Consider the following 22,973-nt stretch of genomic DNA (forward strand, 5'->3'; position numbering starts at 1 on the left):
GGCTTGCCCGGCATGGGGCTTTCCCGGCAAAACCCCGTGCGGGGCAAGCCCCGCACCTACGCGCATCCCCTCCCGCCGCACTGGAATACCGATGAAGACTTCCCTGTTCCGTCCGTTGCTCGCCGCTGCCGCCGTGTTGGCGCTGGCGGCCTGCGGCAAGCCCGCCACCGACGAATCCCGGCTGGTGGTGGCCGCCACCGCGGTGCCGCACGCCGAGATCCTGGAAGTGGTCAAGCCGATCCTGCAGAAGCAGGGCGTCACCCTGGACGTGCGCGTGTTCAACGACTACGTGCAGCCCAACGACCAGCTGGTGCAGAAACAGGTGGATGCCAACTATTTCCAGACCGAGCCGTACCTGGATGCCTACAACCGCGACCGCAAGACCCGGCTGGTGACCGTGGTCGGCGTGCACATCGAGCCGTTCGGCGCCTATTCGCGCCGGGTCAAGTCGCTGGCCGAGCTGCCGGCCGGTGCCGACGTGGTCATTCCCAATGACCCGAGCAACAACAGCCGCGCGCTGATCCTGCTGGACAAGGCCGGCGTCATCAAGCTGAAGGATCCATCCAACGCGCTGTCCACCCAGCGCGACATCGTCGACAACCCCAAGCAGCTCAAGTTCCGCGAGCTGGACTCGGCGATGCTGCCGCGCGTGCTCGACCAGGTCGACCTGGCGCTGATCAACACCAACTACGCGCTCGACGCCGGGCTCGACCCGACCCGTGACGCGCTGGCGATCGAAAGCAAGGATTCGCCCTACGTGAATTTCCTGGTCGCGCGCGCGGACAACCGCGACGATGCGCGCGTGCAGAAGCTGGCCAGGGCGCTGACCGGCCCGGAAGTGAAGGCCTTCATCGAGCACAAGTACAAGGGTGCGGTGCTGCCGGCGTTCTGAGCGCGAACCGCGCACTGCCGGCCCGCGCGTGCGGCGGCGCCCTGCGCGCCGCCGGCGCAGGTGTGACGCCGCTGGATTCGGCAAGCACGCGGCCCTGCTCCTGGCGTAGCGCTGGGCAACATGCCGCTGGCGCACGCCGCGCAAGGCGCCGCCGCAAGGCGCCGCTGCCCTGCGCCGAGCGGTTGTGCGGCTGCGGCGGCGGGGGCTAGGCTTCCTCCCACGTTTTCGCGGAGGGCAGGGATGGGATTGCTGCGTTTTGCCGGGCGCCGCATGGCGCATTTCCTGGCACAGCCGCGGCGCCGGCAGGCGCATCCGCCCACCAGTGGCCCGCAGCTGCTGGCGCGCACCCTGCGCCGTGGCGACGTGCTGCTGGTGGAGGGCAACAGCCGCTTCTCCACCGTCATCAAGTACCTCACCCAGTCCACCTGGTCGCACGCGGCGCTGTATATCGGCGAGGAAGCGCTGGAGCCGGGCGGGCCGCGGCGGCCGATGTTGATCGACGTGGACGTGGAAGCGGGTGTGCGGCGGGTGCCGCTGGATGCGTTCAGTGACGTGCATACCCGCATCTGCCGCGCGCACGGACTGCCGCCGCCGGTCATCGACCAGCTGGTCGGCTTCATGCGCGCGCGCATCGGCTACAGCTACGACCTGAAGAACGTGTTCGACCTGGCGCGCTACCTGATCCTGCCGCCGGTGCCCGGGCACATGCGCCGGCGCATGATCGCGCTGGGCAGCGGCGAGCCGACCAAGGCGATCTGCTCGACCCTGCTGGCGCAGGCGTTCGAGTCGATCCGCTACCCGATCCTGCCCGGGATCGAGACCGTGCTTGGCCATGCCGGCGGCCGCCAGCAGCAGCGCGAGATCCTGCATATCCGCAACTACAGCCTGTACACGCCGCGCGATTTCGACGTGTCGCCGTTCTTCGAGATCGTCAAGCCGCGGCTGCAGTCGGGCTTCGATTACCGCGCCCTGCAGTGGGGCGACGACGGTACGCCATGACCTTGCTGGCGCAGCGCCGGGGGCCATGAACGCGACAGGCACGGACCGCGGACGGTCCGTGCCTGCCGTTGGCGCCGTTTGCGGGCTGGATCAGAAGCGGGCGCCGATGCCGAAGCCCACGGTCCACGGGTCCAGCTTGAGCTTCTCGCCGGTGCCGCTGCCGGCAACGCTCAGTTCCGGGCGCGCATGCATGTAGCGCGCGTCGGCACGGGCGAACCAGGTGGAGTTGATGTTCATGTCCACGCCGACCGTGCCGATGGCGCCCTTGGCGGTGCGCAGGCCCACGTGGTCGCCGCCGGCGGCCAGGCCGTCGATCTTCTCGTTGCTGAAGTTCGACTCGTAGTAGCCCGCGCCCACGAACGGACGGAACACGTTGTCGGCCGCGCCGAAGTGGTACTGCGCGCTCAGCGCCAGCGGCTGCTGCTCGACCGTACCGGCCTTGGCGCCGCCGCTGGTGCGCACGCGGTGGTCGAACTTGTCCGCCGCGCCCCACAGTTCGACCGCGACGTTGTCGTTGAAGTAATAGCTGGCGCTGAGCGTCGGCGCCGGGCCGCCGTCGACCTTGTCGATGCCGGTGGCCGGGCCGCTCTTGGGCTGCAGCAGGGTCACGCCGCCGACGACGGCGAAGCGCTTGCCGGAGGCGGTATCGGCCGGCGCGGCGCCGGCGTCCTGCGCGAACGCGGCGGGCGACAGCGCCAGGGCGCCCAGGACGGCGAAACTCATGATCTTGATGGTACGCATGGGGTGACTCCTCGTAGTGCTCTCGGGATTGCGTTGTTATCGAGGCCCTCGTTCGGGGCGCGCCCATCCTCGCCGCGGCAGGATGAATCGATCCGTACGCGCCAATGCCCTCATGCTGCGTCGTTCAGCGAAAATGGCGCCACGCCCGGAATGGCGGGCGCGGGTGCGGCAGGATCATTCATGGAGTTGGGGCGCGCGTGACGAACGAAACGCTGCTGCTGGGGTTGCCTGCGCAGGTGAACGCGCACTGCCGCGTGCTCGTGCTCGGTTCGATGCCGGGCATGGCTTCGCTGCAGGCGGCGCGCTATTACGCGCATCCGCGCAATCGCTTCTGGCCGCTGATGGGGGCGCTGTGCGGTTTCGACCCGGCACTGGACTATCCATTGCGGCTGGCCCGGCTGCAGCAGGCCGGTGTCGGGCTGTGGGACGTGATCGGCCGGTGCCGGCGGCGCGGCAGCCTGGACGCGGCCATCGTCCGTGGCAGCGAAGTCGCCAACCCGCTGCCGGAACTGGTCGGGCGGTTGCCGCATCTGCGCGCGATCGCCTGCAACGGCGCCGCGGCGGCGCAGGCGTTCGAGCGCCATGTGCGCCCCGCGTTGCCGGCCGGACATGGGGTGACCGTGCTGGCGCTGCCGTCCACCAGCCCGGCCAACGCCGCCTGGTCGTCCGCGCGGCTGCTGGATGAATGGCGGCGGCTGGCGCCGTGGTTGCCGGTGGCGGAACAGTCCATTTCCGCGGTGCCTGGCCGTGGAGACAGGCCGGGACAGGCACCTGGCCGGTGATGCCCGCGCGGCGGGCGCGCGCAGCCGCGCCCGGCCTGCCATGGCCCGTCCCTGTCCGCGGACATACGTATGCGAATCCACGGGCGGCGGTTGGCGCTGCGCCGCACTGGCGCCACAATAGGAGTTTCCCTCACTGTTGCTGGAGTAGTTTCATGGCCGAAATCAAGGAAGCAGTTGTCCCCGATATCGGTGACTACAGCGACATCCCGGTGATCGAAGTGCTGGTCGCCGTCGGTGATACGGTCATGAAGGACCAGGGCCTGGTCACGCTGGAATCGGACAAGGCGACCATGGAAGTGCCATCGGCCGTGGCCGGCGTGGTCAGGGAAATCAAGGTCAAGGTCGGCGACACCCTGTCCGAGGGCAAGGTCGTGGCGCTGATCGAAGTGGCCGAGGAGAGCGCAAAGCCGGCCGCCGCCGCACCGGCCGCACCGGCCAAGGTCGAGCCGACCGCCGAGACCGGCGCCAGGGTCGAGCCGGTGGCCGTGGCCCCGGTGGCGGACAAGCTGGCCCAGCGCGAAATCGCGCAGGAAGGCGTGCTGGCCGCCAGCAAGCCGGCCAGCCCGCCGGTGCAGTTCAACGCCGAGGGCGTGCTGCCGTCCAACGTGCCCTACGCCAGCCCGGCGGTGCGCGTGTTCGCCCGCGAGCTGGGCGTGGACCTGGCCCAGGTGGCTGGCACCGAGAAGGGCGGCCGCATCACCAAGGCCGACGTGCAGAAGTTCGTCAAGGGCGCGCTGACCGGCGGCGGTGCTGCCGTGGCCGGCGCCCCGGTGGCCGCTGGCGGTGGCCTGAACCTGCTGCCGTGGCCGAAGGTGGACTTCAGCAAATTCGGCGAGACCGAAGTGCAGCCGCTGTCGCGGATCAAGAAGATCTCCGGCGCCAACCTGGCGCGCAACTGGGCGATGATCCCGCACGTCACCCAGTTCGACCAGGCCGACATCACCGACCTGGAAGCGCTGCGCGTGGCGCTGAACAAGGAGAACGAGAAGGCCGGCATCAAGCTGACCATGCTCGCGTTCCTGATCAAGGCCAGCGCCGCGGCGCTGAAGAGGTTCCCCGAGTTCAACGCCTCGCTGGATGCCAGCGGCGAGAACCTGACCCTGAAGAAGTACTTCCACATCGGCTTTGCCGCCGACACGCCGAACGGCCTGGTCGTGCCGGTCATCCGCGACGTGGACAAGAAGGGCGTGGTGCAGATCGCGCAGGAAACCGGCGAACTGGCGAAGAAGGCGCGCGACGGCAAGCTCGGCCCGGCCGAGATGAGCGGCGGCTGCTTCTCGATCAGCTCGCTGGGCGGCATCGGCGGCACCGCATTCACCCCGATCGTCAATGCGCCGGAAGTGGCCATCCTGGGCGTCTCCAAGTCCTCGATCCAGCCGGTCTGGAACGGCAAGGAGTTCGCGCCGAAGCTGCTGCTGCCGCTGTCGCTGAGCTACGACCACCGCGTCATCGACGGTGCGCTGGCCGCGCGCTTCACCACGTACCTGTCGCAGGTGCTGGCCGACATGCGCCGCGTGCTGCTCTGATCCCGAGGACTTGAAAGATGGCGAACACGATTGAAGTCAAAGTCCCCGATATCGGCGATTACAGCAACGTGCCGGTGATCGAGATCCTGGTGGCCGTGGGCGACACGGTGGCCAAGGACCAGGGCCTGGTGACGCTGGAATCGGACAAGGCGACGCTGGAAGTGCCGTCCACCGCCGCCGGCGTGGTCAAGGAGATCAAGGTCAAGCTCGACGACAAGCTGTCCGAGGGCGATGTGGTGGTGGTGCTGGAAGCCGCCGGCGCGGCCGCCGCACCTGCGCCTGCCGCCCCCGCCGCGACGCCGGCTCCCGCCGCGCAGCCAGCCGCCGCGGCTGCGGCCGCGCCGGCGGCAGTGAGCGCGCCGGCGGCTCCGGCCCCGGCCGCAAGCGGTGGCCCGGTCGAGATCAAGGTGCCGGACATCGGCGACTACAGCGGCGTGCCGGTGATCGAGATCCTGGTGGCCGTGGGCGACACGGTGAAGAAGGACCAGGGGCTGGTGACGCTGGAATCGGACAAGGCCACGCTGGAAGTGCCGTCCACCGCCGCCGGCGTGGTCAGGGAGATCAAGGTCAAGCTCGGCGACAAGTTGTCCGAGGGCGACGTGGTGGTGGTGCTGGACGCGCAGGGCGCCACGCCCGCGGCCGGCGCCGGCAACGTGGCGCCGGGCAGCAAGCCGCCGGTGACCCCGTCGCACCGCGCGCCGGACCCGGCCGTGGCCGCGCGGGCGCTGCCGTCCACCGGCCGCGCCGCCGACATCGAGTGCCGCATGGTGGTGCTGGGCGCCGGCCCGGGCGGCTACACCGCCGCGTTCCGTTCGGCCGACCTGGGCATGGATACGGTGCTGGTCGAGCGCTACGCCAGCCTCGGTGGCGTCTGCCTCAACGTCGGCTGCATTCCGTCCAAGGCGCTGCTGCACGCGGCCGAGATCATCGACCATGCCGCGCATGCCGATGAACTGGGCATCGCCTTCGGCAAGCCGAAGATCACCCTGGACAAGCTGCGCGAGTACAAGGAAAAGGTCGTCGGCCAGCTGACCAAGGGCCTGGCCGGCATGGCCAGGCAGCGCAAGGTGCGCACCGTGCAGGGCGTGGCGAAATTCGTTTCGGCCAACGAACTGGAGATCACCGGCGACGACGGCAAGACCCAGCTGCTGCGCTTCGAGCAGTGCATCATCGCCGCCGGCTCGCAGGCGGTGAAGCTGCCGAACTTCCCGTGGGACGACAAGCGCGTGATGGACTCCACCGACGCGCTGGAACTGGCCGACGTGCCGAAGTCGCTGCTGGTCGTGGGCGGCGGCATCATCGGCCTGGAAATGGCCACCGTGTACAGCGCGCTGGGTGCCCAGGTCACCGTGGTCGAGTTCATGGACCAGCTGATGCCGGGCGCCGACAAGGACCTGGTCAAGCCGCTGGCCGAGCGCCTGAAGAAGCAGGGCATCGAAGTGCACCTGAAGACCAAGGCCTCGGGCGTCACCGCCGACAAGAAGGGCATCACCGTGACCTTCGAGGCCGCCGCCGAGGGCGAGAAGCCGGCGATGCAAAGCGGCACCTTCGACCGCGTGCTGGTGGCCGTGGGCCGCGCGCCGAACGGCAAGAAGATCGATGCCGACAAGGCCGGCGTGGAAGTGACCGACCGCGGCTTCATCCCGGTCGACCGGCAGATGCGCACCAACGTCCCGCACATCTTCGCCATCGGCGACATCGTCGGTAACCCGATGCTGGCGCACAAGGCCACGCACGAGGGCAAGTTGGCCGCGGAAGTGGCCTTCGGCGAGAAGAAGGAGTGGGTGGCGCGGGTGATCCCGTCGGTGGCCTATACCAACCCGGAGATCGCCTGGGTCGGCGTCACCGAGACCGAGGCCAAGGCCAAGGGGCTGAAGGTCGGCGTGGCCAAGTTCCCGTGGGCGGCCAGCGGCCGCGCCATCGGCATCGGCCGCACCGAGGGCTTCACCAAGCTGATCTTCGACGAAGAGACCCATCGTGTGATCGGCGGCGCCATTGTCGGCGTGCATGCCGGTGAGTTGCTGGCCGAAATCGGCCTGGCCATCGAGATGGGTGCCGAGGCCGAGGACATCGGCCACACCATCCATGCCCACCCGACGCTGAGCGAATCGGTGGCGATGGCTTCGGAGATCTACGACGGCACCATCACCGACCTGTACCTCCCGAAGAAGAAGTGATCCACGCGACGCCCCTTCACCGGGGCGTCGTCGTTTCCGGCGTCTGCAGGAACAGGGAAATGTGGCGAGCGATCGTGGCGGCAGTGTGGCTGTCAGGTGCGGGCGGTGCGCTGGCGGAGGAGGCGGACCCGCAGCTGGACGCGGCGCTGCTGCAATGCCCGGGTGCGGCGCCGTTCGTGGAGGCGGACAGGCTGCGCGAACAGGCACTGGCGCGCAGGAGTACCGGCATCGAGCCGTCCGAACCGCGGTTGCGCGGACAACTGCTGGAAATGGCGCGCCTGGACCAGCAGGCGCGCGACGGCGACTGGTCGCAGGCGATGGTCGAGAAGCTGCTTGCGGTGGACGCGGCGAACCTGGCGAAGATCAGGCAGGTGGTCGCCGATCATGGGGGACTGCCGGACGTGCGCGCGGTTGGCGTGGATGGCCTGCGCGCGGCCTGGCTGCTGGTGCAGCACGCCGACGCCGATGCCGGCTTGCAGCGGCAGGTGCTGGACGGGCTGGTGCCGCGGTTGGCCAGCGGCGAGGTCTCATCGCGCGAATTCGCCCTGCTGACCGACCGGGTGCTGGTGAACGCCGGCAAGCCGCAGCGTTACGGCAGCCAGCTCGCCGCCATCGGCGGCAGGTGGCAGCCCAAGGCCATGGAAGCGCCGGAACAGGTGGACCAGCGCCGCGCCAGCATCGGGCAGATGCCGCTGGCCGATTACCTCTGCGTCGCGGCGCAGATGTTCCCGGCGCCGGCCACCGATGCCGAAGGCAGGCTGCTGTAGGCCTGCCATCGGTGCCGGGACGCGGTGCCATGCCGCGCGGTGCCGGGTTGCCTGCACGGCGCCTGGCGGGCATGGCCCGCCGCCACGCATGCCGTGACCGGCCGGGTCAGAACGACAGGCTCACGCCGACCAGCGGGCCCTTGAATTCCTGCTTCAGGCCGATGAGGCCGTCGCTGCCCTTGCGGTCGACGTCGAGCTTGAACCAGTCGTAGCCGGCGAAGATGCCGAAGTTCGGGTTGACGTTGTACTGCACGATGGCGTTGGCGCGGCTCAGGTCGCCTTCGTAGTCATCGAAGTTGCCCCAGCGCGTGTTGAGGTACTGGCCCTGCAGGTTGATCAGCCAGTGTTCGGACGGGGTGAAGGTCAGGCGCGCGCCGACCACCGGGGCGATGCCGTCGGTCTTCTCGTCGAGCACCTGGCCCTGGTACAGCTGGCCGAGGTCCGCATAGGCGTTGGCGTCCACCTTGGCGTACTCGGCGCCGAGCTGCAGGCCAAGGTCGAAACGCTCGCCGTCGACCACCGCGTAGTCATAGACCAGGCTGGCCACCTGGTACTTCAGGTTGCCCTTGACGAAGCTGCCGGCCGGCACCGTGGTGCCGTCGAAGCTGATGCTCTCGCCCAGCGCCTGGCGGCGGTCCTTGTCGTAGCGGAAGTAATCGAAGATCAGCCGCTGCCGCTCGCTGATGCGGAACAGGCCGTCCACGCGCGGCTCCCATTCCTTGCCCCCAAGGTCGAAATCCTCGTCGAACGCCAGTTCCTGGCCGCCGACCGTGCCGCTGCCGCGCAGGGTATTGGACGAATCGATGTTCATCGCGCCCAGGCGCAGGGTGAAGCGCGGATCGCCGTCCGCGGCGTGGGCAGGCGCGGCCTGCAGCAGGGCCAGGGCAAGCGCGCAGGAGGCGCAGGTCGGGAGGTGCGGGGGGAGGCGCATCGTTCGGTTCGCTCCGTGTAGGAAATCAGGGAGCGGCTACCGTGGCCGAAGCGGTGTGGCACCTGCGTGACCGCGGAGTGCACGCGGCGTGCAAAATGCGGCGAGGTGGCCCTGGGCGGGCCACCTCGCCCGGTGCGTCCGTCGCGCACATCGACGAGGTAATGGCGGCGGACGTGCAGGTGTGACCCGCCGCCGCGGCCGAAGTTCCGCATGTTGCAGCGCAAAAACGGGATTCGCCCGCCCTAACCCGGGACGGCTGAAAATTCCAGTAAATGCCGCAACTTGCGATCCGCAGGGGGGCGGCTTGTGGCGGTTGTCTCGCAAAATGTCCCGCTGCTATACTTTCGCGGCTCGACGAGGCGCCCCCGGCGCCGCCAGATCTCCTTGTTCCATGAAGCAGGACATTCCACGTGCTGAACTCCGTTGATGCGGGTCGGCGGCTGATGCTGCGTGCCGCGGTGTACCCGCTGGTCGCAGTGGTTGTCCTCGCGCTGGCCTTCCTGCTGTTGGGGCCGAAGTACGCCCTGGGCGCGCTGGTTTCCGGCGTGGCGGTGGTGGCGGGGACGGTGCTGGCGGCATGGGTGGGACTCGGCGGCGGCGTTCAGGCCGCCGGTTCGGCGATGATCCGCATGTTCCTGGGGTTCGCGCTGAAGATCGTGCTGATTGTCGCCGTGCTGGCAATGGCGTTCGTCTGGTGGCGGCTTCCTCCCTTGGCCCTGCTGGCAGCGATTCCAGTGGCGCTGATGTTCCAGGTTCTGGCTCTGGCCAGGCGTTGATCGAATTCACAAAAGGTATCCGGACTCATGGCGGGCGAGGCTCTAACCCCTACCACCTATATCCAGCATCACCTGCAGAACCTGACCGCCAAGGTCGGGGACGGCGGCAGCTTCTGGACCATCCACGTCGATACCGTCGTCACCGCGGTGCTGATGGGCCTGCTGATGGTGTTCGCCTTCTGGATGGCCACCCGCAAGGCCACCGCCGGCGTGCCGGGCAAGTGGCAGGCGTTCGTTGAAATCTGCCTGGAGTTCGTCGACCGCCAGGCCAAGGACACCTACCACGGCAAGAGCAAGCTGGTGACGCCGATCGCGATCACCATCTTCTTCTGGATCCTGTTGATGAACCTCATCAAGATGATCCCGGCCGACTTCATCGCCAAGCCGCTGGAATGGGCGGGCGTCCACTACTGGAAGCCGGTGCCGACCGCCGACGTCAATGCCACCCTGGGCATGTCGATCAGCGTGTTCTTCCTGATGGTCTTCTTCTCGCTCAGTTCCAAGGGCCTGGTCGGCTTCGTCAAGGAGTTCCTGACCGCCCCGTTCGGCAAGTGGATGATGCCGTTCAACCTGATCCTCAACATCGTCGAGTGGCTGAGCAAGCCGATCTCCCTGGCGATGCGACTGTTCGGCAACATGTTCGGCGGCGAGATCGTCTTCCTGCTGATCTGGGTGCTGGGCGGCGCCGGCTTGTTCGGTGCTGTTGCCGGTGGCGTGTTCGGCCTGGGCTGGATGCTGTTCCACCTGCTGGTGATTCCGCTGCAGGCCTTCATTTTCATGATGCTGTCGATCGTGTACCTGAGCCTGTCGGAAGACAGCCACTAAGCTACAAGCTTCAACCAGTTCCAACCTTCATCCGTTTCATCACCCTTAGCTACCCTTAGTTCTCGGAGAAAACCATGTACTTCGCCGTCCTGACCAATCTCGCCCAAGTTCAGAGCTCCACCGCCCTTGCCGTCGGCATCATGATCGGCCTGGCCGCGCTGGGCGCCGGTCTGGGTCTGGCCATCATGGCTGGTAAGTTCCTGGAATCGGCTGCCCGCCAGCCGGAACTGATCCCGGTCCTGCAGGTCCGCATGTTCATCACCGCCGGCCTGATCGACGCCGCGTTCATCATCTCGGTCGCCGTCGGCCTGCTGCTGGCCTTCGCCAACCCGCTGGCCGCTGCCCTGCTGGCCGAAGCCGCCAAGCTGGCGGGCTGATCCAGCTGAAGTGAGACGGCCGGGTGCCTGCGGGCATCCGGCTTCGGATGAAGGTCCGGTTGCGCCGCCACGGCGGCGCAACCACCCCGACACCAGCGATCGAGCTAACCCATGAATATCAATCTCACCCTCTTTGCACAGGCACTGGCCTTTGCCGCGCTGATCTGGATCATCGCGACCAAGATCTGGCCGCCGCTGATGAAGGCCATCGAAGAGCGCCAGCAGAAGATCGCCGAAGGCCTCGCCGCGGCCGATCGCAGCCAGAAAGACCTGGCCCAGGCGGAAGTGAAGGTCAACGAGGCGCTGAAGGAAGCCCGTGGCAAGGCCAACGAGATCATCGACCAGGCCCATGCCCGCGCCAACCAGATCGTCGAGGCCGCCAAGAACGAAGCCATCGCCGAAGCCAACCGCCAGAAAGAACTGGCCCAGGCTGAAATCGACGCCGCCGCCAACCGCGCCCGCGAAGACCTGCGCAAGCAGGTGTCCGTGCTGGCCGTGACCGGTGCCGAGAAGCTGCTCAAGCGCGAAATCGACGCCAACGCCCACAAGGCGCTGCTCGACGAGCTGGCCGCGGAGATCTGATAGATGAGCCAGGCCCTCACGCTTGCCCGCCCGTATGCCCGCGCCGCGTTCGCGATTGCGCGCGAGGAAGGCAAGTTCGCGCCGTGGTCCGAAGCACTTGCGTTCTCCGCCCGCGTTGCCGCCGATCCGCGCGTGTCGGCCCTGCTGTCCAATCCGGAGCTGGCCCGCGGCGACGCCGTGGCCCTGTTGGCCCCGGAAGCGGCGGGCGAAACCTACGGCCGCTTCCTGAACCTGCTGGCCGAATCGCACCGCCTGCAGCAGCTGCCGGAGATCGCCGGCCTGTTCGACCAGCTGCGCGCCGAAGCCGAGAACGTGGTCAAGGCCACCGTCACCTCGGCGGCCGCGCTGTCGGCCGACGAGCTGGAAAAGATCAAGCTCGCGCTGCGTCGCCGCTTCGGCCGCGACGTCGAGGTGTCGACCGCGGTGGACGCTTCGCTGATCGGCGGCGCCGTGATCGATGCCGGCGACGTGGTCATCGATGGTTCGCTCAAGGGCAAGCTGTCGCGCCTGCAGACCGCGCTCGCAAACTGAATTCACTTATCGTCCGGCTTGATCGCCGGCACTAGGACTTGACGATGGCTACCACGCTCAACCCCTCCGAAATCAGCGAACTGATCAAGAACCGCATCGAGAAGGTCGCGCTGTCCGCGGAATCGCGCAACGAAGGCACCGTGACCTCGGTGTCCGACGGCATCGTGCGCATCTACGGCCTGGCCGACGTGATGCAGGGCGAAATGATCGAGCTGCCGAACAACACCTACGCGCTGGCGCTGAACCTGGAGCGCGACTCGGTCGGCGCCGTGGTGCTGGGCGACTACGAGCACCTGCGCGAAGGCGACGTGGCCAAGACCACCGGCCGCATCCTGGAAGTGCCGGTGGGTCCGGAAATGCTCGGCCGCGTGGTCAACGCGCTGGGCGAGCCGATCGACGGCAAGGGCCCGCTGGGCACCTCGCTGACCGCTCCGGTGGAGCGCGTTGCCCCGGGCGTGATCTGGCGCAAGTCCGTCGACCAGCCGGTGCAGACCGGCTACAAGTCGGTCGACTCGATGATCCCGATCGGCCGTGGCCAGCGCGAGCTGATCATCGGTGACCGCCAGACCGGCAAGACCGCCATGGCGATCGACGCGGTGATCAACCAGAAGGGCACCGGCATCAAGTGCGTGTACGTCGCGATCGGCCAGAAGGCCTCGACCGTGGCCAACATCGTGCGCAAGCTGGAAGAGAACGGCGCGCTGGCCCACACCGTGGTCGTGGCCGCCACCGCTTCCGAGTCGGCCGCGATGCAGTACATCAGCGCCTACGCCGGCTGCACCATGGGCGAGTACTTCATGGATCGCGGCGAAGACGCGCTGATCGTGTACGACGACCTGTCCAAGCAGGCCGTGGCCTACCGCCAGATCTCGCTGCTGCTGAAGCGTCCGCCGGGCCGCGAAGCCTACCCGGGCGACGTGTTCTATCTGCACTCGCGCCTGCTGGAACGCGCCGCCCGCGTGTCCGAGGAGTACGTCGAGAAGTTCACCGAGGGCAAGGTCACCGGCAAGACCGGTTCGCTGACCGCGCTGCCGATCATCGAGACCCAGGCCGGCGACGTGTCCGCGTTCGTCCCGACCAACGTGATCTCGATCACCGACGGCCAGATCTTCCTGGAAACCGACCTGTTCAACGCCGGCATCCGCCCGGCCGTGAACGCCGGTATCTCGGTGTCGCGCGTCGGTGGCTCGGCCCAGACCAAGATCATCAAGAAGCTGTCCGGCGGCATCCGCATCTCGCTGGCCCAGTACCGTGAGCTGGCGGCGTTCGCGCAGTTCGCCTCGGACCTGGACGAAGCCACCCGCAAGCAGCTGGAGCGTGGCCAGCGCGTCACCGAGCTGATGAAGCAGAAGCAGTACGCGCCGATGTCCATCGCCAACCAGGCGCTGTCGATCTACGCCGTCAACGAGGGTTACCTGGACGACGTGCCGGTCAACAAGCTGCTGGCGTTCGAAGAGGGCCTGCACGCCCACTTCGCCAACACCGCCGGCGAGCTGACCGCCAAGATCAACGCCACCGGCGCCTGGAACGACGAGATCGAAGCCGCCTTCAAGAAGGGCATCTCCGAGTTCAAGACCACCGGCAGCTGGTAAGCCGCACGTAGAGCGGGGCCTTGGCCCCGCTTCACTGTGACACAGCGGGGGAAGGCCCCCGCTCCATGGGAATAAGAGATGGCAAGCGGACGCGAAATCAAAACCAAGATCAAGAGCGTGCAGAACACCCGCAAGGTGACGCGCGCGCTCGAGATGGTCTCCGCCTCCAAGATCCGCAAGGCGCAGGATCGGATGAAGACCTCGCGTCCGTACGCGCAGGCGATGAAGCAGGTGATCGGCCACCTGGCCCAGGCCAGCACCGACTTCCAGCATCCGTTCCTGGTCGAGCGCGACAACGTCAAGCGCGTGGGTTACATCGTGATCTCCTCCGATCGCGGCCTGGCCGGCGGCCTGAACAACAACCTGTTCCGCAAGGCCGTGGCCGAAATGCGCGGCTGGCAGGAAAAGGGCGCCGAGATCGACATGGTGACCATCGGCCAGAAGGCCAGCGTGTTCTTCCGCCGGGTCAACGTGAACATGGTCGGCAGCGTCACCCACATCGGCGACCAGCCGAAGCTGGAGACGCTGATCGGCGTGATCAAGGTGATGCTCGACGCCTTCACCGAAGGCAAGGTCGATCGCGTGTACCTGGTCTACAACCGCTTCATCAACACGATGACGCAGAAGGCGTCCTTCGACCAGCTGCTGCCGTTGCCGGCCAGCGACACGCAGGTCGCCTCGCACGACTGGGACTACCTGTACGAACCCGATGCCGCGACCGTGCTCGAGCACGTGATCACGCGCTACATCGAGTCGCTGGTGTACCAGGCCGTGCTGGAGAACGTTGCTTCCGAGCACGCGGCACGCATGGTGGCGATGAAGGCGGCAAGCGACAACGCGAACAAGCTGATCGGAACCCTGCAGCTGGTCTACAACAAGGCCCGCCAGGCAGCGATCACCCAGGAAATCTCCGAAATCGTCGGCGGCGCGGCAGCAGTCTGACGCGCACAGTCAAAGCATTTAATTAGAGGATGCAGCAATGAGTCAGGGCAAGATCGTTCAGATCATCGGCGCCGTCGTCGACGTCGAATTCCCGCGCAGCGACGTGCCGAAGGTGTACGACGCGCTGAAGGTCGAGAACACCGACATCACTTTGGAAGTCCAGCAGCAGCTCGGCGACGGCATCGTCCGCGCCATCGCGCTGGGTTCCACCGATGGCCTGAAGCGTGGCCTGGTCGCCAACAACACCGGCCGCGCCATCTCGGTGCCGGTCGGCGCCGGCACCCTGGGCCGCATCATGGACGTGCTGGGTCGCCCGATCGACGAGGCCGGCCCGGTCGCCGCGTCCGATTCGTGGGAAATCCACCGCGCCGCGCCGTCGTACGAAGACCAGTCGTCCTCGACCGAGCTGCTGGAAACCGGCATCAAGGTCATCGACCTGATGTGCCCGTTCGCCAAGGGCGGCAAGGTCGGCCTGTTCGGCGGCGCCGGCGTCGGCAAGACCGTCAACATGATGGAGCTGATCAACAACATCGCCAAGGCGCACTCGGGTCTGTCCGTGTTCGCCGGCGTGGGCGAGCGTACCCGCGAGGGCAACGACTTCTACCACGAGATGAAGGACTCCAACGTCCTGGACAAGGTGGCGATGGTGTACGGCCAGATGAACGAGCCGCCGGGCAACCGCCTGCGCGTCGCCCTGACCGGCCTGACCATGGCCGAGTACTTCCGCGACGAGAAGGACGCCAACGGCAAGGGCAAGGACGTGCTGCTGTTCGTCGACAACATCTACCGCTACACGCTGGCCGGTACCGAAGTGTCCGCGCTGCTGGGCCGCATGCCGTCGGCGGTGGGTTACCAGCCGACCCTGGCCGAGGAAATGGGCGTCCTGCAGGAGCGCATCACCTCGACCAAGACCGGTTCGATCACCTCGATCCAGGCCGTGTACGTGCCCGCGGACGACCTGACCGACCCGTCGCCGGCCACCACCTTCGCCCACCTGGACTCGACCGTGACCCTGTCGCGCTCGATCGCCTCGCTGGGCATCTACCCGGCGGTGGACCCGCTGGATTCGACCTCGCGCCAGATGGACCCGCAGGTCATCGGCAACGAGCATTACGAAACCGCCCAGCGCGTCCAGCAGACCCTGCAGAAGTACAAGGAGCTGAAGGACATCATCGCCATCCTGGGCATGGACGAGCTGTCCGAGGAAGACAAGCAGGCCGTGTCGCGCGCGCGCAAGATCGAGCGCTTCTTCAGCCAGCCGTTCCACGTGGCCGAAGTGTTCACCGGCTCGCCGGGCAAGTACGTGCCGCTGAAGGAAACCATCCGTGGCTTCAAGGCCATCGTCGATGGCGAGTACGACCACCTGCCGGAGCAGGCGTTCTACATGGTCGGCGGCATCGAAGAAGCGGTCGAGAAGGCCAAGAAGATGGCCGAAAAGGCCTAATTCCGGCGTGAGGCGGAGTCCGCTCCGCCTCTGCGGCATCCTGCGGTGGGCGCAGGCCCACCCAACCAGGCGAAGAGAGTTCCATGAGCACCATCCGTTGCGACATCGTCAGTGCCGAGCAGCAGATCTTCAGCGGCGAAGCGACCCTGGTCGTGGCCACCGGTGAGCTGGGCGAGCTGGGCATCGCGCCCAAGCATGCGCCGCTGATCACCCGCCTGAAGCCGGGCAAGGTCGTGGTCACCACCGCCGCCGGCGAGCACCTGGACTTCGCCATCTCCGGCGGCATCCTGGAAGTGCAGCCGCAGGTCGTGACCGTGCTGGCCGACACCGCCATCCGCGCTACCGACATCGACGAGGCGGCGGTGCGCAAGGCCAAGGAAGAAGCCGAGCGCGTGCTGGCCAACCGTGGCGAAGCCATGGAGCTGGCCGAGGCGCAGCAGCGCCTGGCCGAAGTCACCGCGCAGCTGCAGGCGCTGGAGCGCCTGCGCCGCAACCTCAAGCACTGAGCACGGTGCGGTCAAGGTAACGAAAAACGCCGGGCTTGCCCGGCGTTTTTCGTTGGCTGCCCACCCGCAGGTGCCGGGCTTGCCCGGCACGCACCTCGCCGGAAAGCCCCCCCCTGCGGAGCGAACCCCGCACCCCCATCGAGCAACCAGGCCGGCCCGGCGCCTCGCCGGGCATGTCGCCCCCGTAGGTGCCGGGCTCGCCCGACACGCACCTAGCCGGAAAATCCTCCTGCGGAGCAACCCCGCATCCCCATCGAGCAACCGGGCCTGCACGGCGCCTCGCCGGGCATGTCGCCCCCGCAGGTGCCGGGCTTGCCCGGCACGCGCATCGCTCCGGTCAGCGGTAGACCACGTGGCGCAGCAGGAAGAAGTTCAGTACCGCCAGCCCGCCTTCCACCAGCGGCTTGGCCAGCCATGCCATCTGCAGCCCCAGCGCGTGCGTGGTCCATGCCAGCAGCCCGCTGCTGGCGGCGGTCATCAGCAGCCACAACGCGAGGAAGCGGGCGAAGTGCTTCCAGCCGTGGCGGCGTCCGTCCGCGCGCGGGAAGGTGTAGCGGCCATTGAGCCAGAAGCCGAGCAGGGCACCGCTGCCGCGCCCGAGCAGGTTGCCGGGCACCGGCGGCAGGCCGGCGGCGGTGGCCGCCACGAACACCAGCCAGTCCAGCAGCAACTGCATCAGGCCGGCGGCGATATAGCGACCGCCTTGTCGCAACAGGGTCATCGGGATGAACGCAGGCAGGGAAAGGCGCCCATGCTACCCGCTGGCCGCGGCCGCATGCCCATGGCGCGCGCGGGGCACGTGCGCTGCAGTGGTCGCGCGCCCTGCGCGGGGCATCGTCCAGCTGCGGGATTTCCCGTGGCGATCATGCGCCTGACGCACGGGGCCGGCGGCAGGCGCGCCGCAGGCCTGCCAGGCACATGCCCGGTGGTGGCGCGCCACCGCGCTCGACGGCCTGCCGGTGCCTTCTTAGAATCCCTGCATCGATTACCGGAAGTCCGCCGATGAGCCACCCGCTGCACGTCATCATCCTCGCCGCCGGCGCCGGCAAGCGCATGAAATCGGCCCTGCCCAAAGTGCTGCAACCGGTCGCGGGGCGGCCGATGCTCGCGCACGTGATCGAGACCGCGCGGCAGCTGCAGCCTGCCGGCATCCACGTGGTGCACGGCCACGGTGGCGAGGCCGTGCGCGCCGCCTTCGCCGGCCAGGACGACCTGGCCTGGGCGGAGCAGGTGCAGCAGCTGGGCACCGGCCACGCCGTGCTGCAGGCGATGCCGGCGGTACCGGATACCGCGCAGGTGCTGGTGCTGTACGGCGACGTGCCGCTGATCCGTGCCGATACCCTGCGCGCGCTGCTGCACGACGCGCCGCGGCTCGCGGTGCTGGTGGCCGAACTCGACGACCCGGGTGGTTACGGCCGCGTGGTGCGCGATGCCGAAGGCAAGGTCGCGGCCATCGTCGAACAGAAGGATGCCAACGACGAGCAGAAGCGCATCCGCACCGTGAACACCGGCATCATCACCGCCGAATCGACCGCGTTGCGGCGCTGGCTGTCGGGCCTGTCCAACGCCAACGCACAGGGCGAGTACTACCTGACCGATGTGTTCGCCGCGGCGGCCGCCGAGTACACCCCGGCGCTGCTGGTGCACGTGGCCGACCCGCAGGAAGCCGAGGGCGCCAATGATTCCTGGCAGCTGGCGCAGCTCGAGCGGGCCTGGCAGCTGCGCGCGGCGCGTGCGCTGTGCGAACAGGGCGTGCGCCTGCTCGATCCGTCGCGCTTCGACCAGCGCGGCACGGTCAAGGTCGGCCGCGACGTGCAGATCGACGCCAACGTGGTGCTGGAGGGCGAGGTCGAGCTGGGCGATGGCGTCACCATCGGCGCCTTCGTACGGCTGAAGGACGTCAAGCTCGGTGCCGGCACCCAGGTGCGGCCGCACTGCGACCTGGACGGCGTGGTCAGCGACGGCGCCGCGCTGATCGGCCCGTTCGCCCGGCTGCGCCCGGGCACGGTGCTGGCCGACGGCGTGCACGTGGGCAACTTCGTCGAGACCAAGAACGCGACGCTGGGCAAGGGCAGCAAGGCCAACCACCTCACCTACCTGGGCGATGCGGTGATCGGCAGCGGCAGCAACATCGGCGCCGGCACCATCACCTGCAACTACGATGGCGTGAACAAGTTCCAGACCCGTATCGGCGACCGCGTGTTCGTCGGCTCCAACAGCTCGCTGGTGGCGCCGGTGACGCTGGGCGACGGCGCCACCATCGCCGCCGGCTCGGTGGTCACCCGCGATGCGCCGGAGGACCGGCTGACGGTGGCGCGCAGCCGCCAGCAGACCATCGAAGGCTGGAAGCGCCCGCAGAAGAAGGCCTGACCTGCCGGCCGTGGCGGCGCTGCGGCAATGCGCGGGCGGCACCGGTTGTGCGCGTAGTGCCCACTGTCGGCGGCGTCCATCGCAGTGCCGGCCCGCAGTGCCGGCCGGGTGGCGACGCGCGCCGGGCAGCGCCGCGGGTATACGGGTGCGGCGCGTGGTATCGGTACGCCGGGCAGGTGCCGGCAGCCACCGCGGCAACCGCCATCGCCGGCGACGCACGTCAGCGCGATGCGGCAGGCGCGCCGCCGCGGGTCAGCCGCCTGCCGGCAGCAGCAGCGTTACGCACAGACCGCCGTCGTTGCGGTTCTGCAGGGAGATGCGGCCGTCGTGCGCTTCCACGATTTCGCGGGTCAATGCCAGGCCCAGGCCGGTGCCGTTGCGCTTGGTCGAGTAGAACGGCATCAGCGCGTTCTGCAGCACCGCTTCATTCATGCCGGTGCCGCGGTCCAGCACCTCGATGCGCAGCCAATGCGGCAGCCGCGCCAGCCGTACCTCGACCGTGTCCTCTGTGACGCCGTTGTCGCTGCTGGCCTCGTGCGCGTTCTTGAGCAGGTTGAGCAACGCCTGCGAGAACTGCGCCGGATCGACCCGGCTGCACAGGTCCTCGGGCGGCGGCACCATGCGGAACGGGATCTGCTGCTGCAGCCCGCGCAGGAACGGCCCCCAGGCCACGGTCTGCAGCTGCGGCTGCGGCAGCTTGGCGAAGCGCGCGTAGCCACGGATGAAACCCTCCAGGTGCCGCGCGCGTTCCTCCACCGTGCCGAAGATGTCCTCCAGCCGCTCGATGCGCCCGCGCCGCACCAGCTCGGCGCCCGAATGCGCGAGCGAGGCGATCGGCGCCAGCGAGTTGTTGAGCTCGTGGCTGATGACGCGGATCACCTTTTTCCAGGTCTGCACTTCCTGGCGCCGCAGCTCGGCGGTGAGCAGGCGCAACAGCAGCAGGTCGTGCGGGCGGCCGTTGAGATGGAAGCTGCGCCGCGACAGGTGGTAGATCTGCTCGTCGTCCTCGTCGCCGTCGGCCTCGCGCACCGCGAACAGGCTGTCGCCGCCGCGGGCGATGGCATTGCGCAGCTCCACCGGCATGTTTTCCAGCAGCTCGTGCATGCGCTTGCCTTCCAGCTTCCAGCCGCCGTGCAGCAGCTTGCGCGCGGAGATGTTGGAGAACGCCACGCGCTGCACGCCATCGCCGCCATCGGCCAGCAGCAGCATCGCCACCGGCGTGTTCTGCACCATGGTGTCGAGCAGCAGTTCGCGCTGCACCAGCGCCTGGCGCTGCTCGCGCAGCACGTCGCCGAGCTCGGCATGCGCCTTGACCAGCTGCGCCAGCTCGTCGTCGCCGCGCCAGTGCACGCCGAAGTTGTACTCGCCGTCGCGGTAGCTGCTGGTGATGCCCGCCAGCGAGCGCAGCAGCGACCGGATCGGCGCGGTGGCGCGGCGCAGCGTCCACCACATCAGCGACAGCAGCAGCACCGTGGAAACCACGGTGACCACCCAGCCGCGGTCCATCCAGTAAGCCAGCAGCCACGGCAGCGCCGCGGCCAGGCCCAGCACCGGCAACAGGCGCAGGAACAGGCGGAAGGTGAAGGAGCGGGTTCTCAGCATGGGCATGTCAGTCGCGCGGGATGCCGTGGCGGTCCATGCGCCGGTACAGCGCCTGCCGGCTCAGGCCCAGGTCCGTCGCCGCCTGGGCGATGACCCCGCCGGCGCGCTCCAGCGCGCCGACGATGCGCGCGCGGTCAGGTTCGTCCGCCTGCGCGATGGGCCGCTGCGGCGCACGCGGCAAGTTCAGGTCGGCCACTTCGATCCGCGGCCCCTGCGCGAGCAGGCTGGCGCGCTGGATCACGTTGCGCAGCTCGCGCACGTTGCCGGGCCAGGTATGCCGCTGCAGCGCCTGCGCGGCCTGCGGCGACAGCGGCTTGCCCTCGTCGCCGAGGAAGTGGCGGGCCAGCGGCAGGATGTCCTCGCGGCGCTCGGCCAATGCCGGCAGGGCGAGTTCCACCGTGTTGAGCCGGTAATACAGGTCCTCGCGGAAGCTGCCGTCGCGGATCATCGCCGGCAGGTCGGCGTTGGTGGCGCTGACCACGCGCACCTTCACCTGGCGCTCGCGGTTGGACCCCAGGCGCTCGAAGCGGCCGGTCTCGAGCACGCGCAGCAGCTTCATCTGCCCGGCCAGCGACAGGTTGCCGATCTCGTCCAGGAACAGGGTGCCGCCGTCGGCGGCCTCGAACTTGCCTTCGCGCGCCTTGTTGGCGCCGGTGTAGGCGCCGGCCTCGGCGCCGAACAGTTCGGCCTCGATCAGCTCGGCCGGGATCGCGCCGCAGTTGAGCGCGACGAACGCGCCGCCGCGCTTGCCGGAGTTGGCCTGGATGATCTCGGCGATCTTCTCCTTGCCGGCGCCGTTGGGGCCGGTGATCAGCACCGGCAGGTCCGAGCGCGCGACCTGGCAGGCCAGGCTGATGACCCGCTCGCTGGCCGGGTCGGCGAATACCACCCCGGCCAGGTCGTAGCGTTCGTGCAAGCTCTGGCGCTGCTTGAGCTCGCGCTGGCGGCGGCGGCTCAGTTCGCGGCGGGTCTCGGCCAGCTCCAGCAGGTTGTTGACCGTGGTCAGCAGGCGCCCGTCGTCCCAGGGCTTGGCCAGGTAGTCGGCGGCACCGGCCTTGACCAGTTCCACCGCGCTGTCCAGGTGGGTCCACGCGGTCAGCAGGATCACCGGCAGGTCCGGCCAGCTGTCGCGGATCTGCCGGAACAGCACCTGTCCCTCTTCGCCGGACGTGGTGTCGGCGGTGAAGTTCATGTCCTGGATGACCAGGTCGAACTCCTGTTCGGCGAGCATCGCCAGCCCCTGCGCGGGCGAACACGCATGGCGCGTCTCGATGTCGTGCAGCGAAAACAGCACGTCCAGCGCGGTGGCCACGGCGGCGTTGTCGTCGATGATCAGTATCTGCGGCATTCGGGGCCTTGCAGGAAAGAAGGGGTTGGGGGAGCGCCGGCCTTACACACTGCGGGCCGCGCTGGCAGGCGGCAGCCCCGCTGCGCGGTGCGCCGGGCCGGCAACCGCCAGCTGTCCCAGCGCCAGCAGCAACACCGCCGCCGCCGGCAGGTAGGGTAACGGCAGCCGTGCCAACTCGTAATGCTGCATCAGCCATTGATTGATGCCCAGCGCCAGGAGCAGGCCCAGCGCCAACCCCACACCGACCAGCACCAGGTTCTCGGCCAGGAAGTGACGCAGGATCTGTCCGCGCGTGGCGCCCAGGGCGCGGCGTATGCCAATCTGGCGTGTGCGCTGCTGGATCCAGTAGCCACTGAGGCTGGCGATGCCGATCAGGGTGATCGTGGCGACCACGGCGTTCACCGTGGACAGCAGCCACACCGCTGCGCGCCGGGTGCGCAGTCCGTCGTCCCGCAGGCGTTCATAGTCGGCCACCACCGGCGCGATGCCCGCGACCAGCCGCCCGGAGAAGTGCTGGTCCAGCACCTTCGACACCTGCGCACGCAGCGCTTCGCGGTTGCCGGGGGCGGTGCGCAGCACATAGCTGGCGATGGGCATGCCGTCGAGAATGCCGGGGATGATGATCGAGTATTCCGCCTTTCCGTCGTCAAGTTCCGACAGCTGGTAGCGCATGAGATGGGCGACGACACCCACGACCCTGTAGCTGCCTTTGTCGTCGCTCGACCGCAACGTTGCTCCAACGGGATCGGCATCCCCCAGCAACGCCCGCGCCAGCGCTTCGGTGATGATGATCGGCGTATGCATGTCGTCGGCCATGCGGATGTCGCGGTACTCGGTGTCCAGGAAGTCGCGTCCGCGGGTCAGGCGCAGGCCGAAAGTCTCCAGCAGGCGCTCACCGACATAGCCGGTGGTCGCCAGCATCGTACCGTCGGCTGACTTGAGCTCGAAGGCCAGGGTCAGCGTCTGGCGCATTGGTACGCCGGACGCGGCGCTGGCGGCGCGGACGCCGGCGATCGATGCAAGGGCATCGCGACCTGCACGGACCTGCGCGGGGGTCCATGGCGCACCGCGGCTTACCAGTTGGTCGACGATCACCAGTTCATCGCCTGCCAGGCCATCATCCACCCGCAAGGGGGCGGCTTGCTGGCCCAGCAGGAACAGGGTGTTGCAGAGGATCGCGCTGGCCACCATGACCTGCAGCACGATCAGCCGGGGCATCAATGGGTTGCGGCGCAGCGCGGACAACAGAGGGAACATGCTGGT

Annotated in this window: 22 protein-coding genes; 16 read left to right on the forward strand and 6 right to left on the reverse strand. The window is 68.3% G+C overall.

Going from position 1 to position 22,973, the window contains the following annotated elements; translation table 11 throughout:
- Positions 1-91: 91 nt before the first annotated feature.
- Both MKP15_RS12715 and MKP15_RS12720 read left to right on the forward strand, forming a co-directional pair.
- Entirely contained in the window at positions 92-892 is an 801-nt protein-coding gene (locus MKP15_RS12715; protein ID WP_240212942.1) for a MetQ/NlpA family ABC transporter substrate-binding protein, read from the forward strand.
- Positions 893-1,132: 240 nt separating this feature from the next.
- Complete coding sequence (locus MKP15_RS12720; protein ID WP_161614309.1) at positions 1,133-1,891, forward strand: YiiX/YebB-like N1pC/P60 family cysteine hydrolase; 759 nt, start codon at positions 1,133-1,135, stop codon at positions 1,889-1,891.
- 90 nt (positions 1,892-1,981) lie between these two features.
- Here the strand turns inward: MKP15_RS12720 and MKP15_RS12725 are convergent, their stop codons facing one another.
- Positions 1,982-2,632, reverse strand: coding sequence for an OmpW family outer membrane protein (locus tag MKP15_RS12725; RefSeq protein ID WP_161614310.1), 651 nt, complete (start codon positions 2,630-2,632; stop codon positions 1,982-1,984).
- A gap of 197 nt (positions 2,633-2,829) precedes the next feature.
- Here MKP15_RS12725 and MKP15_RS12730 point away from each other — a divergent pair, with 197 nt between their 5' ends.
- The 4 genes from MKP15_RS12730 to MKP15_RS12745 all read left to right on the forward strand — a co-directional run bounded on the left by MKP15_RS12730 (position 2,830) and on the right by MKP15_RS12745 (position 7,884).
- A complete protein-coding gene (locus MKP15_RS12730) occupies positions 2,830-3,414 on the forward strand; it encodes a DNA-deoxyinosine glycosylase (protein ID WP_240212943.1) in 585 nt (194 codons plus the stop codon).
- A 152-nt stretch (positions 3,415-3,566) separates the two neighbouring features.
- Entirely contained in the window at positions 3,567-4,940 is a 1,374-nt protein-coding gene (locus tag MKP15_RS12735) for a dihydrolipoyllysine-residue acetyltransferase (RefSeq protein ID WP_240212944.1), read from the forward strand.
- A 17-nt stretch (positions 4,941-4,957) separates the two neighbouring features.
- The gene (gene lpdA, locus MKP15_RS12740; protein WP_240212945.1) at positions 4,958-7,117 is read left to right on the forward strand and encodes a dihydrolipoyl dehydrogenase; all 2,160 of its coding nucleotides are present in this window, start codon (positions 4,958-4,960) and stop codon (positions 7,115-7,117) included.
- 59 nt (positions 7,118-7,176) lie between these two features.
- Positions 7,177-7,884, forward strand: a complete 708-nt coding sequence (locus tag MKP15_RS12745) for a DUF6624 domain-containing protein (RefSeq protein ID WP_240212946.1) — start codon at positions 7,177-7,179, stop codon at positions 7,882-7,884.
- 106 nt (positions 7,885-7,990) lie between these two features.
- On the opposite strand, the gene MKP15_RS12750 is transcribed toward MKP15_RS12745, so the two are convergent.
- Positions 7,991-8,815, reverse strand: coding sequence for a hypothetical protein (locus MKP15_RS12750; protein ID WP_240212947.1), 825 nt, complete (start codon positions 8,813-8,815; stop codon positions 7,991-7,993).
- A 410-nt stretch (positions 8,816-9,225) separates the two neighbouring features.
- On the opposite strand from MKP15_RS12750, the gene MKP15_RS12755 reads away from it, so the two are divergent.
- The 9 genes from MKP15_RS12755 (at position 9,226) to MKP15_RS12795 (ending at position 16,390) form a co-directional block, all read left to right on the forward strand.
- Positions 9,226-9,591, forward strand: a complete 366-nt coding sequence (locus MKP15_RS12755; RefSeq protein WP_199776756.1) for an ATP synthase subunit I — start codon at positions 9,226-9,228, stop codon at positions 9,589-9,591.
- 27 nt (positions 9,592-9,618) lie between these two features.
- Positions 9,619-10,416, forward strand: a complete 798-nt coding sequence (gene atpB, locus MKP15_RS12760) for a F0F1 ATP synthase subunit A (RefSeq protein WP_104937925.1) — start codon at positions 9,619-9,621, stop codon at positions 10,414-10,416.
- A 74-nt stretch (positions 10,417-10,490) separates the two neighbouring features.
- A complete protein-coding gene (gene atpE / locus MKP15_RS12765; RefSeq protein ID WP_054661978.1) occupies positions 10,491-10,793 on the forward strand; it encodes a F0F1 ATP synthase subunit C in 303 nt (100 codons plus the stop codon).
- 111 nt (positions 10,794-10,904) lie between these two features.
- Positions 10,905-11,375 carry a F0F1 ATP synthase subunit B gene (locus MKP15_RS12770; protein ID WP_104937926.1) on the forward strand — a complete coding sequence of 157 codons (471 nt, stop codon included), beginning with the start codon at positions 10,905-10,907 and terminating at the stop codon, positions 11,373-11,375.
- Between the two features lie 3 nt (positions 11,376-11,378).
- Positions 11,379-11,906 carry a F0F1 ATP synthase subunit delta gene (locus MKP15_RS12775; RefSeq protein ID WP_104937927.1) on the forward strand — a complete coding sequence of 176 codons (528 nt, stop codon included), beginning with the start codon at positions 11,379-11,381 and terminating at the stop codon, positions 11,904-11,906.
- Between the two features lie 44 nt (positions 11,907-11,950).
- On the forward strand, positions 11,951-13,498 hold the full coding sequence (gene atpA, locus MKP15_RS12780; RefSeq protein ID WP_104937928.1) for a F0F1 ATP synthase subunit alpha: 1,548 nt from the start codon (positions 11,951-11,953) through the stop codon (positions 13,496-13,498).
- 78 nt (positions 13,499-13,576) lie between these two features.
- The gene (gene atpG / locus MKP15_RS12785) at positions 13,577-14,440 is read left to right on the forward strand and encodes a F0F1 ATP synthase subunit gamma (protein ID WP_104937929.1); all 864 of its coding nucleotides are present in this window, start codon (positions 13,577-13,579) and stop codon (positions 14,438-14,440) included.
- 37 nt (positions 14,441-14,477) lie between these two features.
- Entirely contained in the window at positions 14,478-15,884 is a 1,407-nt protein-coding gene (gene atpD, locus MKP15_RS12790; protein WP_104937930.1) for a F0F1 ATP synthase subunit beta, read from the forward strand.
- An 83-nt stretch (positions 15,885-15,967) separates the two neighbouring features.
- The gene (locus tag MKP15_RS12795) at positions 15,968-16,390 is read left to right on the forward strand and encodes a F0F1 ATP synthase subunit epsilon (RefSeq protein ID WP_054661996.1); all 423 of its coding nucleotides are present in this window, start codon (positions 15,968-15,970) and stop codon (positions 16,388-16,390) included.
- Between the two features lie 337 nt (positions 16,391-16,727).
- Here MKP15_RS12795 and MKP15_RS12800 read toward each other — a convergent pair whose 3' ends face one another.
- On the reverse strand, positions 16,728-17,111 hold the full coding sequence (locus MKP15_RS12800) for a GtrA family protein (protein WP_104937931.1): 384 nt from the start codon (positions 17,109-17,111) through the stop codon (positions 16,728-16,730).
- Between the two features lie 281 nt (positions 17,112-17,392).
- Here MKP15_RS12800 and glmU point away from each other — a divergent pair, with 281 nt between their 5' ends.
- Entirely contained in the window at positions 17,393-18,760 is a 1,368-nt protein-coding gene (glmU, locus tag MKP15_RS12805; RefSeq protein ID WP_104937932.1) for a bifunctional UDP-N-acetylglucosamine diphosphorylase/glucosamine-1-phosphate N-acetyltransferase GlmU, read from the forward strand.
- Positions 18,761-19,012: 252 nt separating this feature from the next.
- On the opposite strand, the gene MKP15_RS12810 is transcribed toward glmU, so the two are convergent.
- The 3 genes from MKP15_RS12810 to MKP15_RS12820 are packed head-to-tail and all read right to left on the reverse strand — an operon-like array spanning position 19,013 to position 22,955.
- Positions 19,013-20,359, reverse strand: a complete 1,347-nt coding sequence (locus MKP15_RS12810) for a HAMP domain-containing sensor histidine kinase (protein ID WP_104940092.1) — start codon at positions 20,357-20,359, stop codon at positions 19,013-19,015.
- A gap of 10 nt (positions 20,360-20,369) precedes the next feature.
- Complete coding sequence (locus MKP15_RS12815; RefSeq protein ID WP_240212948.1) at positions 20,370-21,710, reverse strand: sigma-54 dependent transcriptional regulator; 1,341 nt, start codon at positions 21,708-21,710, stop codon at positions 20,370-20,372.
- Positions 21,711-21,752: 42 nt separating this feature from the next.
- A complete protein-coding gene (locus MKP15_RS12820) occupies positions 21,753-22,955 on the reverse strand; it encodes an FtsX-like permease family protein (RefSeq protein WP_240212949.1) in 1,203 nt (400 codons plus the stop codon).
- Positions 22,956-22,973 lie beyond the last annotated feature (18 nt).

The sequence above is a fragment of the Stenotrophomonas sp. Y6 genome, from assembly GCF_022436665.1.
GTDB classification, from domain to species: domain Bacteria; phylum Pseudomonadota; class Gammaproteobacteria; order Xanthomonadales; family Xanthomonadaceae; genus Stenotrophomonas; species Stenotrophomonas acidaminiphila_A.

What these genes read in the sequence shown, in the direction of transcription:
- MKP15_RS12715 (WP_240212942.1), top strand. Translation starts at nt 92, where the DNA reads ATGAAGACTTCCCTGTTCCGTCCGTTGCTCGCCGCTGCCGCCGTGTTG.
- MKP15_RS12720 (WP_161614309.1), top strand. Translation starts at nt 1,133, where the DNA reads ATGGGATTGCTGCGTTTTGCCGGGCGCCGCATGGCGCATTTCCTGGCA.
- MKP15_RS12725 (WP_161614310.1), bottom strand. Translation starts at nt 2,632, where the DNA reads ATGCGTACCATCAAGATCATGAGTTTCGCCGTCCTGGGCGCCCTGGCG.
- MKP15_RS12735 (WP_240212944.1), top strand. Translation starts at nt 3,567, where the DNA reads ATGGCCGAAATCAAGGAAGCAGTTGTCCCCGATATCGGTGACTACAGC.
- lpdA (WP_240212945.1), top strand. Translation starts at nt 4,958, where the DNA reads ATGGCGAACACGATTGAAGTCAAAGTCCCCGATATCGGCGATTACAGC.
- MKP15_RS12745 (WP_240212946.1), top strand. Translation starts at nt 7,177, where the DNA reads ATGTGGCGAGCGATCGTGGCGGCAGTGTGGCTGTCAGGTGCGGGCGGT.
- MKP15_RS12750 (WP_240212947.1), bottom strand. Translation starts at nt 8,815, where the DNA reads ATGCGCCTCCCCCCGCACCTCCCGACCTGCGCCTCCTGCGCGCTTGCC.
- atpB (WP_104937925.1), top strand. Translation starts at nt 9,619, where the DNA reads ATGGCGGGCGAGGCTCTAACCCCTACCACCTATATCCAGCATCACCTG.
- atpE (WP_054661978.1), top strand. Translation starts at nt 10,491, where the DNA reads ATGTACTTCGCCGTCCTGACCAATCTCGCCCAAGTTCAGAGCTCCACC.
- MKP15_RS12770 (WP_104937926.1), top strand. Translation starts at nt 10,905, where the DNA reads ATGAATATCAATCTCACCCTCTTTGCACAGGCACTGGCCTTTGCCGCG.
- MKP15_RS12775 (WP_104937927.1), top strand. Translation starts at nt 11,379, where the DNA reads ATGAGCCAGGCCCTCACGCTTGCCCGCCCGTATGCCCGCGCCGCGTTC.
- atpA (WP_104937928.1), top strand. Translation starts at nt 11,951, where the DNA reads ATGGCTACCACGCTCAACCCCTCCGAAATCAGCGAACTGATCAAGAAC.
- atpG (WP_104937929.1), top strand. Translation starts at nt 13,577, where the DNA reads ATGGCAAGCGGACGCGAAATCAAAACCAAGATCAAGAGCGTGCAGAAC.
- atpD (WP_104937930.1), top strand. Translation starts at nt 14,478, where the DNA reads ATGAGTCAGGGCAAGATCGTTCAGATCATCGGCGCCGTCGTCGACGTC.
- MKP15_RS12795 (WP_054661996.1), top strand. Translation starts at nt 15,968, where the DNA reads ATGAGCACCATCCGTTGCGACATCGTCAGTGCCGAGCAGCAGATCTTC.
- MKP15_RS12800 (WP_104937931.1), bottom strand. Translation starts at nt 17,111, where the DNA reads ATGACCCTGTTGCGACAAGGCGGTCGCTATATCGCCGCCGGCCTGATG.
- glmU (WP_104937932.1), top strand. Translation starts at nt 17,393, where the DNA reads ATGAGCCACCCGCTGCACGTCATCATCCTCGCCGCCGGCGCCGGCAAG.
- MKP15_RS12815 (WP_240212948.1), bottom strand. Translation starts at nt 21,710, where the DNA reads ATGCCGCAGATACTGATCATCGACGACAACGCCGCCGTGGCCACCGCG.